At 37.9% G+C, this 15,048-nt stretch carries 7 protein-coding genes; all 7 read right to left on the bottom strand.

From position 1 onward, the window contains the following. Positions 1-89: 89 nt before the first annotated feature. The 7 genes from BM210_RS02145 to BM210_RS02175 are packed head-to-tail and all read right to left on the bottom strand — an operon-like array spanning position 90 to position 14,848. Entirely contained in the window at positions 90-1,850 is a 1,761-nt protein-coding gene (locus tag BM210_RS02145; protein ID WP_091163993.1) for a nuclease-related domain-containing DEAD/DEAH box helicase, read from the bottom strand. Continuing rightward, entirely contained in the window at positions 1,850-3,619 is a 1,770-nt protein-coding gene (gene drmB / locus BM210_RS02150; RefSeq protein WP_091163995.1) for a DUF1998 domain-containing protein, read from the bottom strand. Before drmB ends, BM210_RS02145 begins: the two co-directional genes overlap by 1 nt. 2 nt (positions 3,620-3,621) lie before the next feature. Beyond that, a complete protein-coding gene (locus tag BM210_RS02155; protein ID WP_091163997.1) occupies positions 3,622-6,741 on the bottom strand; it encodes a helicase-related protein in 3,120 nt (1,039 codons plus the stop codon). A 19-nt stretch (positions 6,742-6,760) separates the two neighbouring features. Then, a complete protein-coding gene (locus BM210_RS02160; RefSeq protein WP_091163999.1) occupies positions 6,761-9,076 on the bottom strand; it encodes a UvrD-helicase domain-containing protein in 2,316 nt (771 codons plus the stop codon). Next, positions 9,066-10,508: an Hsp70 family protein gene (locus tag BM210_RS02165; protein ID WP_091164002.1), complete on the bottom strand. Its 1,443-nt coding sequence runs from the start codon at positions 10,506-10,508 to the stop codon at positions 9,066-9,068. Before BM210_RS02165 ends, BM210_RS02160 begins: the two co-directional genes overlap by 11 nt. A 21-nt stretch (positions 10,509-10,529) precedes the next feature. After that, the gene (locus tag BM210_RS02170; protein WP_091164004.1) at positions 10,530-11,816 is read right to left on the bottom strand and encodes a hypothetical protein; all 1,287 of its coding nucleotides are present in this window, start codon (positions 11,814-11,816) and stop codon (positions 10,530-10,532) included. Then, the gene (locus tag BM210_RS02175) at positions 11,813-14,848 is read right to left on the bottom strand and encodes a hypothetical protein (RefSeq protein ID WP_143100980.1); all 3,036 of its coding nucleotides are present in this window, start codon (positions 14,846-14,848) and stop codon (positions 11,813-11,815) included. Before BM210_RS02175 ends, BM210_RS02170 begins: the two co-directional genes overlap by 4 nt. Positions 14,849-15,048: the final 200 nt, after the last annotated feature.

Consider the following 15,048-nt stretch of genomic DNA (forward strand, 5'->3'; position numbering starts at 1 on the left):
GTATAGTTACCAGGAAATAACCGAAGCATATTTTGTCTATTTTAATGTCTACTTGATGGGTAGGAGAACAATCTATCTTAATCTTACTTTCAACCAAGATTCATTTCCGTAATATACCTCGAGGATTGTGCGATCATCTTATTTCGTTCATCTTCAAGAAATTTATTATAAAATACGTATAAAAGAGACTTTGCCCGAGACATAGCAATATAATTGAGTAACCTTGTATCCGTATCCTCAAATCCTTCTACGTCTATTAAAATAATAATAGCGGCTTCCAATCCTTTAAAACTGTGAATGGTGCAAAATTTCAAAGCATCCTCAAGCACAATTTTAGGAATCAAGTTAGTTACATCTTGAAATTTGCATATTCCTTTAAAAAGGTTCTCACCTTTCATACACGAATTTTCGAATCTTCTACTGGATAGAATCTGAATGCTTCCCGGCTTTGCACCTTGGCCTAGTAAGTTTCTTACCCTCTTTAACAGTTTTATTCTTTGATCAGTAGAGTCTTCATATGCTTCCACTTCTACACCCAATCCGTCGACTTTAAAAGTCTTTGCTGGCGGTACGCCAGTCATTAACATATTTTGAATACCTATAGGCCTAGTGTTACGACAATTTGTATCTAATTTCAATTTTATGTAGGCGAAATCCTTAAGTAAATCCAGCCCGTTTTGTAACTCAGGATTATAAATATTTTGAAATGGATCATATGCAATGTGCCACTCTCCCTCTTTCAGACCTCCTTTCACCATTTGATCGAAGCACATAAGATACTCGTATCTCAATAAATCTTGTCCTTCATCTACAACAACAAGATCATAACGTTCAAATCCGTATGTTGCCGCGGCATCACAAAATGCTTCTGGTAAGTCTTTTTCAAAATATATAGATTCATCCGTTTTATCAGGGAGTTGCACTTGCATTTCCAGTAACATATCACTTAAAACTCCATGGAAGTGACCAGAGTGCATTCCTTGTAAAACCCACGAATCCGTTTGTTCAATCCGATAACGTAAGTGTTGATGCAATTTCTTATTGAAGCAAATGTACATCACTCTTTTCCCACAAGCAACAGCTCGTTTGGCATGCTCTAATGCTAACAAAGTTTTACCCGTCCCTGCACCACCTTGCAATAATATACGTGGGTTTTCCGATGCCATAGATAAACGGTCAATTTGTTCTTCTGTTAATTTCAACAGGTTTTTTTCAGTCTGTTCAATAATATGATTAAGGGATGATACGTAACCGAAATCACCTCTTAGATAGTTTAACAAAACATCAATTTGACGCAGATCAATTTTCCCAGGCTCAAAACCATGTTTCTCAATGGTTTTACTTCTCCAATAGCCAAAAACAGTTTTAACGTAATCATGGATTTGTGATTCTTTATTTCGCATATCATAAACAATTTCCGGGATGATATCAGGACCCTTTTGTGCAAAAGGTATGTCTGGAAACGCAACACCACAAGCATGCATTGCATTAGTTATAGTATGACTGTAACCGAAGTGTTTCTTTAAATGATCTCTTAAGGAATACATTCCACCAACAACTTGGTCGAAAGGCCCTTTAGTTTTGACATTTTCGTTTCCGTAGCGATCGACGAAATGCCAAGCGCCCTCTCTACGAAATACGTTTCCACCTTTCACCTCTAAACATAAAATACCCTCTTTGCATATGATGACAAAATCAATCTCGCTGAACACCTTGCTTCTGTGATTAGCCATACCTAAGGAATGAAGTACGACAAATTCATCAGGAAGTTTACGTAAAGCATTGAATAGTTTGATCTCACCGTCACTTGTATTGCGTTCATCGTAAAAAGGCGGAATCATTCTGCTCATTACAATTCCTCCGGTGACGCACTATCCATCAATTCACGAAAAAAACCAATATCCCTGTTGTCAAATGTACCTACAATAGCTGCCCTATCGAGGAAACAATTTCGAGCTTCACAGCTCGTCTCGGGCAAAAGGTTACATGAGTGGCAAGAAGCATAGTTTAATGAGTCAACACCTTGCGCCTTAGAGTGAATACATAGCGGATCAGAAGAGCACCAGCTTGCTGATTCCAACATTTGCAGGAATGTCGTTTCAAACCTGTCTTTTTCTCCTTGCCTTACCAAACCGCCTAAACTCCCTTCGGAATCGTTTGTTGCTGTGTAGATTAGAATACCGCACATCTCAGACGAATTTTCTCCATCGATAAACGTTGAATATATACGCTCCTTTATTGACGCTGTTGCATAACCACACTGCATAATCAACTGTTTAATTAGTAAATGGGATAATGAATGTAATAAGACATAGCGTGGGGAGAAATTATCCCTTTTAAACATTGAAGTCTGCATTCTCCCTTCCATTAATTTGTAATAATCGGAATTTTTATTCTCCCAATCCTTTAAACGATTCTCATTAAGCTTAATGAAGATACCTTCACCCTTCATCTCCATACCCGGAAGCCAATTCTTATAATTTTTACTTACTTTACAAAATGATTCATTATCATTATCGTCAAAATCCGGATTGATTCTCTTGAATCCGCGAAGGGCAAGAACTTCACGAAGCTTTGTTGCTAGTACTATCTGATCAATATAGTCTTTTAGTGAATCAGGTACTTCTTCTGTTCGAATCTTAAACTCACCGTCATCGTCATCGGAATGACCAATTAAAAAAGCCTTGTATTCATCTTCCAGTATTTCTTCCCAGGATTTTTCTTTACCAGTTCTCTCATGCCTATCTCTTAGCAAAGCTTGTTCGTATAGATAATCTGCATCACAGTTACATTTTTTATCCAAACCTATACTTTTCACTACAATACAGAAAGTATTTTTATCGTTTAATAAACTACTTAATGTTTTCCAATGATTTCGAAGTTCGCCCTGTACCATCTTACTCCATGGAGGTATAGATAGTGCACTCGCATTAATTGCGAAATATAAATTAGTCGCTCCTCTTTGTAAAGTTCTCATTTCTTGATCACATGGCGTAGACTCCTGGTCATTTAACCATGGGCGTTTTCCAAAACATTTAAATTTTGTTTCATGTGAAAAACTTTTAGCCATGGATCTTCTGGATTTGCATGTTTTACACTTAATGATAATACTCTCTAATCCAGAACTATTATCTTGGGTCTCAAAATAAAGTTCCGAATTGCCCGTACACTTCTTACCTTCATGTACCCAATATTCATATGGGAAATCGTCTAAATGGCCCTTTTCGCATGCAACCACAAACCTCGATGGTACCAATTCCTTATTACATGCTTTACATTTAGGTTTCTCCGTGAAACCGAACTTTTTTTCATGAGCCAATCTTCTACATTTCGGGCAGAACAACCAGTGAGGAAACCGGAAGGCAGGCAGATCCTGATCGTTCTCACCCTTGACTGATGGAGAGACAAAAAAGTCCACTCCTAAAAATTTTTGAAGATTTTCTTCATAAACCAGAAAATCTTGATTCTCTTGGTGTTTCCAAAAATCCGTGCCGGCCATAATTACGGATTCCTTGCTCATATCTACAATAGCTCCGCATCCAGAGCCTGAAACGATTTGACTTCTGCGAAGTTTACCTACGGTTACGATTTTCTTAGCCGTTGTACGTCCGAACCGCATGTTTATCCCTCCAAATATACTTTCGATTCACTATCTACGGTTCTCATGGTGTTCAATGTAGGAAATCCTCCACCGTAAGGATTTTCAATATAGGATAATAATGGAATACCGTTATCTTTCTTTTGTTTTTGATATACCAAATCACTGCTTGCTTTTGCTTCCCACTCGGTTAAGATGGCCAGAAGCTGCATATGAGTAGCTGCCTTCTCCCGTTTATCAATCAGCTCCACTTTGTCCAAAATGAAAGCGATCATTTTTTCAATTTCCGGTTTGTACAGACTAACGTTTTTCGCTTCATCATTATCTCTAAGTCCGTTTACTAAGTGCCGACTCATACTTATCAAGACTGCATGTAAGGCACGTTCCCTTGCCCTTTCAGAAAAAGGAGTTAAACTCGTCGCTTCAACAAATTTATATATGGATGAGTGATATGATTTGAATTGCTCATAATGAGATCTGTCTCGGCTCCTCGATGCATCTTGCAGTATAATTACAAGTCCCGGTGTTCTACGACCGACACGGCTTGTAGCTTGTATATATTCAGCATTTGATTTGGGTTGTCCGTTAACAAACATTACTCCCAATCTTCCTACGTCAACCCCTACAGAAATCATATTACTCGCCATGATAAAATCAAATGCTGATTCATCAGGATATTTTTTCTCCAGACGTTTTAGTATATCTGCGATTTCCGTCGATTTTTTACGACTTGTTAACTCTTCATAATTTGCAAAATCTCTTTCTGATGTAAAAAGAGGATAAGCGGATTCTTTAAACTTCGTCCCATAAATGTATTTGAATCTTGCTTGAACGTCATCAAGAACGTGGACAACAGCCCCGCCCAATTGTTTTAAATTATTAAAGTATCCCGTAATTGTCCAGAAGGAATCTACGATATCATCTGGATAGCCCAGATCCTTTAGATATCTTGTTGCATATAGTAAAACTCCATAAATGCGAACCAGCATCGTCGTTGCTGACTTACCGGGAGCCATAACACCGAAATATTTCCTGCTTGGACTATCTACTGGAGTGGACTCTTCCGCGAAATATGAGTCCCTGATGTCCAGTCCTTGGGGAGGGAATTGCCTAAAATCTTTTCCATATAAATTTAATATTTGGTTTTTTGCATTTCGGATGGTTGCCGTAGATCCAATGATTTTTGAATTCCAATTCTCATGTTTACAAAACATTTCAATAGCTATCTCATAAAGACCAGTAATCGTTCCCAGGGGACCGGAAATAAGATGCAATTCGTCTTGAATAATTAACTCGGGCGGAAGCTTCTTCGAACTGACGGAAAACAATTCTCCTACTCTCTTTTCCCATGTCATTCTCGCAAATTTGTCGACTGTACTTAGAATTAACGACGGTTTGTATTGATAGATATCTTCATCAATTAAATATAAAGGAAGGCCGTCCTTAAAATCACAATTCGTATTGCGGCATCTAATAATCATTTTAGACTTAGTAACCTCGTAGTCTACCGGTCTGATCACATTGCCGCACCAAGGACAACTTAAAATTTGGCATGGGTTATGATCCTTTTCTTTCAGGCTATCGAACCCTTCCTCTAATATTTTCTTAAGTCCTTTTTGTGCATCTTCCCTCCAGTTAGGTGTCAACCCTTCACCAGCCCATAAGCCGATAGAGATCTCTTCCTTACCTAATATCTCTGGATACTTTCGTCTAATCAACTCACATGCGCAAATTAACGAAGAGGCTCGCTCGTATTGTTGTAACGTCAACAAACGTAACGTATATCTCATTATTATTGTTACACCTGCACCCGAAGCCTTTTTTCGATAAGACCGGATGCGTCGATAAAATATCGTAAAGGCTGAAAGCCCCAAATATGCTTCAGTCTTTCCACCTCCTGTCGGAAACCATAGCAGGTCAACCACATTTCTGTACTTATCGTTTGGATCGGCTACAGACCTGATTTCCTGTAAAACAAATGCCAACTGAAAAGGATACCATCCTATAACATCCATACTATATTTTTCGTTTCTGAACTCAAGCTGCCGAACCCTTTGCTGTAACATAGCTTGATTAGCTAATTGAAAAGCTTTAAAAATGTCGTTGTCTTCCTTTAGCAAGTCAATTGAGGAGTTGAGCCTATCGAGAGCTTCCCGACATAACCTTAAATTTTCGTCGGCACATTCAATATATTTACCGGGCAATTTATGAGCTTCAGCTGCTGTTTTATCTATCCAATTTCCATAAGAGTTTGTTAACTGCTTTAGGGAATGAATGATTTCTTCCTTACCACCTTCAGAAAGCATTTTCCATGACAGCACCTTCTTATCAACATGAAAAGACGGCATCATTTGAAAAAGATTATATTTTGGAAGAGAAGTGGTTAATATTAAGTAAGCGTGATCTCCTTCGGCTTTCCAATCCACGCTGCATCCATGGCCAACAGCAAAAGTTTTATTGTGGCGGTAAAGCATTTCTAAATTCAGTAATTCAGAATCTTTACTGAAGCCGACCCTCAGTTGCTTTTCAATGAATACTTCCTTATCGGTTCCTGAAATTTCAAGTTGCGATTGAAAGAACGATTGTTCATTGTTTGTCTTAATATCTCTTCCAGCCTTATAATTATTTATAAGTGCAACAGTATATGTTTTGGAACCGTCTTTATACTCCCTTTGCATAAATACTTGAATTTCAAGCCCGGAGCAAACTTTAAAGATCGTCCCTGATGAATCATCTGTATGATAAACGAATTCTTTGTTGTCGTGATATCGGCTCCAGATAAAAGGATGGATTTCGCTTGTAACATTTTTTTTATCACTCGCTTTATACCAAGCAAACGAGCAACTGATAACGAATTTCTCCAGACTCGCTTTTGTAGTGAATGAAGCGGCAAAGGAAGAAGGATTTGCCGAATTGCACATATTTAAAGCTTTATCTGATGATTCCGTATCATCTTCCAATCTGTCCTTTTCTTGTTCTTCTTGATGGACCATATAATTTTGAGGATACAATATTCCCATCGAGTAATAACGAATTGGATCAATATCCGTAATTATCTCATTATCAGAAAGAGGCCCTACCAGATCCTGTTCCAGCATTTTTTCTATTACGTCCCTGGCCTCATAATACTTTGAATAGTCCATATTCCGATTCACCCTTTCTTTATATAGGCCACCTTACATTCCCTAAACCCAAAATATGAACCCCCAGCCAAACCCCTAGGGTACAGAATGGCTCCGGTACTCCTCCTCCGATTGTCTCCGGCTTTCTAATAACGGAATACAATTTATCCACATAGAGACCTTCCACTGTGGAGGGGAAATATGAGATATTACCGTAAACTTCCCGTATTGCCTGCTTAAAAGATTGACAGAACTTTTGTGAAGTGCTTCCGATTATCGTATCGTTATGTACAATATGAAATATTTGCCCATTATAGTGAAGAGTTATTTCGTCCCCTTCTATTATTCGATCTCTGATGTACTTCTGATTATCCTTGGGCCCTTTAACTATAACTTGATTGACAAAACTCTCTTCGTCCGTATCATCTTTCATACCGAACTCGATGCTGCTTAATGATCTCTTTCCATAGAAGCGAGTTTGATACCATCTCCCATCATTTGATCTGGATAGGATCGTTTTATCCGATTCAATTAAATTCAGTTGCGTTTTCGCCCTGGTTATAGCAACATAATACACTTTTGCTTCTTCCATCAGATCAGTATCTTTTCCGCGATCTGATTTCCTTACCAATAACACTTTATCGAATTCTCTGCCTTTGGATTGATGTATTGTCGTAACACACAGGCGGGAATCTACTTCTTCGTAAAGTTCCTCAGGCAGCTTGTATTCTCTGGAAAGTTTCCCAAGCAAAGTATCCCTATTGACATAGCTCTGGTCTTCTCCGACAATACCTCTTAAGAGATTGAATTTCATCTCTGTCTCCCCCGGGTTCCAAAAACTGAATGTTCTATTAAGCAGTTCCATATTCCTTAGAGTTATGACATGATCATTCGATGAAAGCAACTCCGTTATCCATGAAGGTATCAACGGGTACATATTTTGCTTTTTTACGCTATGGGAAAACCCTCTTTTTCTGAGATAACCTGAAAGCTTCAAAACTTCACCGTTAGTTCTGCAAAGTAATCCTATTTTAGAATCAGACAATTCCGAACCACCCAATTCGAAATTTGAAAATCCGCCCCTGGAAGGGAGCTCGCTCATTAAACCCAGGAAAGATTGAATTTGATCCGGGATACCGCTTTCCAACATGGTTCTGGATTTTAACGAAAAGGCGGTCAATACCTGATTCTGCCTGTGGTTTTTCGATAAAGACACAGTTTCCAGTTTTTCTCCGCAATATTGATGCAGCCAATCTCTGAATGTAACCGAATCAAGTTCATCCGGCTTATCTTTTATTTGATAATCATATATTCCTTGCATAGGGTCCCCAAGCAATGTAAAACCGCCATGTAATTTTTCCAGTATAGCTTTTACAAAACGAGCCCTTAAACCGACTAGATCCTGAATTTCATCAATGAAAATATGTTTAAAATTTTCTAACAACAACGGTTCTTCATCCAGTAATTCGATAGCCATTTGAATTCTTTCTTCATAATCCTTACCAACTACATCTTTACCGCAGTGATTTAACATGATCGTTGCAAAGGAGTCGAATGTTCTAATTTCCAAAAAAGCTAAATCTCCCGGAAGTTCTCCCGATTTTATTTCTTTATAATATCTCTCTTTAATCTCTTTGACTGCGGTTCTGGTAAAACATAGAACCAGCATTTCTTCCGAGGGACTAATGTCATTATGGAGAAACATATATTTGATTTTTTCGATCAAAGAATACGTCTTTCCCGTACCGGGACCCGCATTGACCAGCATACAACGTTCTGGGTCCCCTTCGATAATATCAGTTTGAGAGCCCACTTCTTTGTGGGTTAATATTGTTTCAGTTGGGTCCAACACTACGTTAAGTATATTTGCTGCTAGTTGTAGATCTTTGGGTTTAGTCAAGATAGCATTGTCGTAAATTTGTCCTATTTCCCGTTGATTAATAGGCCTACGAGCGTCATTGAGTGATTTCAACAGTGTATAATGACGAACAGATACTTCAACCTTATCTACACCGGGTCGACAGGTGCTAAAATGTTTACAATCTACTTTATAACAGCGACATTGCTCTTTTAAGTTCCCGTCAGCCAAAGCAAAGCCAAACACCATATCTTCCTTATCACCCAAGAGAGAGCAATAGGAATTTAAATCAAAATCGCTGATCTGAGGAGGTGTAAGAAGATGTTTAATATTATCTGTATGGAATCCGCTTACAGCTTGCATCCCTTTAATATTCCTAAGCATTTCAACCAAAGCTTTTTTTCCTTTTACGTGTTTGTGAAAATTTGTATCCTGAACCAGAGAACCGTTTAATGGATGAACATTACTTATTGGGATAATATTTGACTTAACTGGCATCAGTTATCACCTCGATTGATGAATCCGGTAATTTATAAGTCATCTTCGGACCTGGGTAACTCCATAGCACGTGATACTTATCACTTCTATTTTTACTCTTGGCTTTAAAATGAATCACCATATCCTGATCCAAACTTACCGTAATATCAATTTGCTCTTTGAAGAAGCCAAAAGAGGGGACATGGGCGTATCCCAGAATCTTCCCATTCTCATTTGCGAAAATGAGGTTAGCTGTATCACTATCTTCCACCAAAGCGAATGATGCGGTGAATTCATTGCCTCGCATACTTTCACCATTCTTAATGATCGGGTAAAAACCACCGTCCGACAATATCACTCCAACGGATTCCGACATTATATAGCTTCCTTCAGTCAAACTTAATTCGGCAGCCCCATAGGCCACACTCCACTCCGAAGCATCGGGAAAAATCTTATGACAATTCCATTCTTGCTCGACTCTCTCAATAAATGGGCGTAAATTAATGCTCCCGCCAACCAACAAGATGCATCCCAGATTATCAAAATTGATTTTGGCTTGCTCTAATGTAGCATTCATACAATCCATGGCTCTGAGAACTTCCGGTTCGATTAGTGCTGTAAAAGTATCATTATCGATAGCGACCTTAACAGGACCGTAGTCACCGTATTTATTAAGCCTGACATCCACCAGATCCATGACAGATAAATCCCTTTTTGCCGTCTCACATTGCGCAATGAGTCTATCTCTAAACGAAGCGGGCATATCTTCGAACGAAACACCTCTCGGATTTGCTCTTTCAATTTGGTTGTGAGCCCATCGAGCCAGCTTTGAATCAATGTCGTCACCACCGAGCATCTCGTTACCCACGGATACTTCACGAATGCTGCCCTTGTTATTTTCGAGTATTGAGATATCTAAAGTACCTCCTCCCCAATCGAACACCGCTACTTTAGAGTATGATTTAACCTTATCGAAATTATGAAATATAGCGGCAGTAGACTCACTAACAAAGGATGTAATCGTTATACCCGCCGTCTTAGCAGCGTAACGTAGAGCTTGACGCTTTTCCGCGGAAAAATCTACCGGAACGGCAACGACCGCACTTTGGATTAAGCCATCCCCTGATTTATCGGAGACTTGTTTGACTAATCCTTTGAAAATTTCAGCCGCGATCATTTCCGGTGTCCACACTTTACCACCTAAATTCCATTGAATATTTTCACCAAGCCAGGATTTTATAGAGCTGAATACCTCGCATGACTCGCTTAACTGTTGTCTTTTATTCCAAGCTTCCCTACCACTTAAGACCTCACCCGTGAGTTTATCGATGATGACCAGTGAAGGAAAAGGGGCCGTATAGCCGTCCGTATAACGGATTGCCCTTTTACCATCCAGTATGCCAACACAAGCACTGTTCGTGGTCCCAAAATCAATACCGAAATCGATTTTCATATGTATCGTCTCCCGTGTCTGTTATAACTCAATGCCTTCCTTTATAAGCAGATCAAATACTTTTAACAACTGTAATCTTAAATTTCCTCCAAGATCGAGACTCATATCATCAGATTTAATCTCCATCAGATCAGCATATTCCCATTTCAATAAACCACTTAGTTTTCGCTTGAACTCTCGGGAGGCAAATGTACTTTCTTGTTCGGACATTTCAATCAGTTGTACTAACTTAATTTCATATTCTCGTTCTTTTTGCCCCTGCAATATCACCAGCTCTTTATTATTTTCAACTAATGTATTGATTTTTGCTAAGAGATCACGATTTTCAATCGAATACTCATAATTTTTTCGTTCGTATTCCTGTATTTTAATTTCCTGTTCTTTTCGTTTACGAACTTCCGCTTCCAATTCGTTTCTTACATACGAAGCAGCTTTTGTCGAAGCGGCTATTTTTGTTTCTATGTCTTCGACATAATTTTTTAACTGGCTAACTTGTTTGAACCACTCGTCTTTGTTAAACACTGATATTTTTTGTGCCGTTGCTTCATTAATTACAGTACTAGTCCTATTGATAGGTTCCATCGAACTTTTGGATTTATTCATTTGCTGTAAGAGTCCGAGAGAAAACATCAAATTTCTTGCTTCATCTACCAAATCAGATGTTGCTGTTTCAAATGAATATTTGAGATTGTTGGGCATAATTGCCTTCCTCCCGGATTCTACAAGCCATAAAAGAATTGGCATCCGTAAATCAGCATTAACGTCCGATTGCTGTTTCTGAATCAAGCAAGCTGCAGAGACCAAGATTAAACAAGAGAATTGCTTATCAGTAAATGGCATTTCGGATAATTTCGCCCTAAGTAAAACATTAGAGTTAAGCAAAATTTGTGTGATAGTTGCAAGCAATTTTTCGCCCGAAGGCATTTGATTAGAAAAATCGGTTATCTTTTCACATAAATCCATAAACAAAATAAAGGATAGCTGGAGTGCGTTCTCAGAAAAGTGTTTCACTAAATGGATTTGGCGAAGATAACCTGAACCACGGGCCTGATCCAAACTTTTTGATAGTTCTTTGAAAAAGAGAAGTTTAATATCTTCCTCCATATATCTCCATGCATCTGCGACAGCCTTAGTACCCACCGAAGGAGGAAGGGCAAACATATAATCTAAGCCTCCTTCCCAATAAACGCTATCTTGTAGTAATCCGCATAAATGCCTCTCGGCTTGCTCCTTATCCGCGGCGGATAACTTTCCATTCCCTTTAAATTTGGTTACCAAATCATCGAGAATTCCTACAACCTCATTCATGTTTCAGTGCTCCTTATATACATTTGTATGGTCCCCAGCATATTCTCTTTTTCTGGGGATTTCGGGATATTATCTTTATAGAAAAGTAATCTTAAGGCTATATCTCCACTCTCTTTTTTTCGATCGGATAAGCATCTGTTAAATATTAGCCAATTGTTCAACCAATCATTACTAAGTAGATTAACTATAGCTTCTTTCCCTTTTTCCGCATGTGACAAATTTGTATAAAGCGCTTTATCATCAGGCCTCAAAGGCAAAAAATTAATTAATTGTAGCAAAACTGAATCATTGTGAATCGTTCCTTTATCAATCGGCAGACCTAATAGGTATCTGGTGATGAGTTCTTTTAAAGGTGTAAACGTGTAATCCGACCAATCAGACTCCAAGACCTTACAAGCATTTACGAACCTAGCTTGTCTCATCAAAACTGTTGCATGTAAGATGTGTTTTAATGCTATCATCGTTGCATTCCCGTGGGTAAATTCTCCAATCCTTCGAAAAGCGTCAATGTCCCTGTTCTTTAAATAACTGCTCCAAGATTGTGAGACGATAAGACCACCTCTCGCCTTTGCCAAATCACTCGTAAATATTGTAAATTTACCTTCTTGCACCTCCAATGACCAATCTTGCAATTGCTTAAACCTAGTTTCAATAGTGTCGGCAATCTTAAATCTATCAATCTTTTCTTTCCAACGGCGTACTGAAACGATTTCACTCTTCGATACTGCGTATTCTAAAAGTTCATGAACAATCTCTTCACTTTCAATGCTTTTAAAAAAACCAATCATCTGTTTATCAATTAATTTATCAATCCAGTTCACATAATTTCCGTTAACCGTTATCGTGTTCTTGTCAAGAATAGAAGCACATGCAAATATGGTGTGCATCCATTCGTCAAATTCGGGGAAAACAGAAGGTTGCATGCTAAAATTAATCGGAACTGTAGGGTTCATCAAAAGAGATCTGATTACGTTATTAACTAAGACTATGTTGTCTTTAGGAGAGGCTAATTTCTCATCATCAAATAATATATCATGCTTGAGCTTTTCCAGATTAACAAGGTTTGTCCCTGTATCAACAATCTCCCCAGAGACAACTAAATAGAGACGGTTTATTGCTGCATAATTAAAATCATTCCTTACCAAATCTGATGTTTGAAGCTTATAACTTTGATTTTGAAAAACACCATTAGTAATTGGTTTTGACCCTATTTGGAGAACGAACTCGATTTCCGAATGCCCTTTTAAGTTGAAATTATTTTCAGGGATGTTTTTTGTTCCAAATTGAATATATTTAATAGCACTTCCTGCCATATCGGTAATACCAAACCTTAGAACTGGTATGGAAAAGCCGACTTGAAAATTTTCGGTAATTATTTCACCGTCAATCGATTCTCTTTGTTTTTCTAATTTCCAAACTTGTTTATCTTTTTTACCAATTGGTGCACAATTATTAATTTTTATAGAACATTTCCTGGAAGGATCATAAACTTCAAAAATTATTTCTTCTGTCATTCCATAAGCCTTTTTCAGCTCCGGCAGAACCAAATTCGGTAATAAACAGAAAGTGATCTCCTTGTACTCTCCAAAGAAGGATCTACTTCTGCTAAGAGTGGTTATCCATATTCTCCCTCTCAGGGGAGCGTTATTGTTAACCAGTTTATAGAAGACATCTATATCAGACTTGCTTCTCATCCGCCCTACGGTGCCATCAGAAAGTTCATAAAATAAACCGATTACATTATTCTTTATAGGTGTAAAGTCCGAAATTGATAGCTCTGGTATTTTGCCCAAAAAAACATCGGTTAAATAGCTATGGAAAGGTAATATGTTTTCTTCACCTTTTCTCCAGGTAATGATCACTTCACTTCCAGAATTTTCCCCGAGTATTTTAATGTGTTTTAAGTGATCCCCATAGTTTATCTTTATTAGGTTTATACTGTATGGTCTGTTCATCGAGATATTGATATGCCCCAAGCTCCTGATCAATATGTTGTCAGGTATATCATACGAATCGGGTATAAGAATATAGTATTCGCCTTGAGTCAAGGCTTGTTGCGAATCAATGAGGTATCTACTTTCACGCTCGAAAACTATCGGTAATCCGTTCAGTTCCAAACCCAAAATATCCCAATTTACTGATTGACCCGATAGCCCTGACACTGATCCTTTGTATGAAGGTCTGAAATATTTGTAATCATTAAAAATAGTCACGGGATAAGTGAAACCCTCGTTGTTATCCATTCCCCTATGATATTCTGAAGAAGGAAAACTAATTCCCACATTTTTTTTATATATGTCCAGAAAGATACGCGGTTTGTAGCGGAATATACTATCAAAATTGTTTTTTCCTGTTTTAGAAGCGTTAAAGTAGGAAATCACTTCGTCCCAAAATCCCGGTCTAAAACCTGACAAGCTTCTTATTTCAATTTGAGACATGACACCATCTTCATACATCTTGATTAAATGACAGACCTGTAAAGTGAATTTCAAACCCTCAGGGTCTAATAAAAAGTTTTTCAAAAAAGCAGCACAATAAAAATCATTTAATCTGTTAATCAGATCCGGTTTCGATATTCGAAGCAATCGATTCCATCCTAATTTGTCCTTCATATCCCGAATGATCTTGGCAAAAGATTCCGTATATCTTTTAGAAATTCCGCATTGTTCCAGAATACTTCCAACATACCGAAACGGTCCAGATCTTTGTACCTTTAAAAGTCCTAAGCTACGAAGTTTTTTTTCTAACATGTTACCAATATCACTGGTAGAATCAATTCCTGTCAGTTCAATAAAATGTTTCCAAAAGCCATCTTCATCATAGTAATAATATGCACTGTTTACGGCGACAATAAGAATGATTGTTGAATAAGTCTCCCTATCGATTATTACATTTGGAGAATTTTTTAATAATTCAGTAATTTGCAATAGCTCGGCTTCTTCCAAATATATCTCTCCAGCATACTGGCAAGTTTTTAACCGATTATTCCATTCTTGTCCGTACTTTTGAAGTTCTTTATGATTCATCATCATATTATCACCTATTATAGTTCCATTTTACTATGTCTTATTCGACAACATCCAAATTATCCCTCTTATTTGCGAAAAAATAACAAAAAAACCACTGGTTTATAACCAGTAGTTTATTAGCAATCCATTACATCGTATATCTGCTCTCTTAATGCCTCACCAATAGCTTTGTATTGAAGATTATAAAGCCAGCGGACTCACGA

This window comes from Paenibacillus sp. 1_12 (assembly GCF_900114475.1).
Taxonomy (GTDB): Bacteria; Bacillota; Bacilli; order Paenibacillales; family NBRC-103111; genus Paenibacillus_S.

Bases quoted from the DNA above. Each gene is read 5' to 3' on its own strand.
- BM210_RS02145 (WP_091163993.1), bottom strand. From the start codon at position 1,850: ATGAGCAGAATGATTCCGCCTTTTTACGATGAACGCAATACAAGTGAC.
- drmB (WP_091163995.1), bottom strand. From the start codon at position 3,619: ATGCGGTTCGGACGTACAACGGCTAAGAAAATCGTAACCGTAGGTAAA.
- BM210_RS02155 (WP_091163997.1), bottom strand. From the start codon at position 6,741: ATGGACTATTCAAAGTATTATGAGGCCAGGGACGTAATAGAAAAAATG.
- BM210_RS02160 (WP_091163999.1), bottom strand. From the start codon at position 9,076: ATGCCAGTTAAGTCAAATATTATCCCAATAAGTAATGTTCATCCATTA.
- BM210_RS02165 (WP_091164002.1), bottom strand. From the start codon at position 10,508: ATGAAAATCGATTTCGGTATTGATTTTGGGACCACGAACAGTGCTTGT.
- BM210_RS02170 (WP_091164004.1), bottom strand. From the start codon at position 11,816: ATGAATGAGGTTGTAGGAATTCTCGATGATTTGGTAACCAAATTTAAA.
- BM210_RS02175 (WP_143100980.1), bottom strand. From the start codon at position 14,848: ATGATGATGAATCATAAAGAACTTCAAAAGTACGGACAAGAATGGAAT.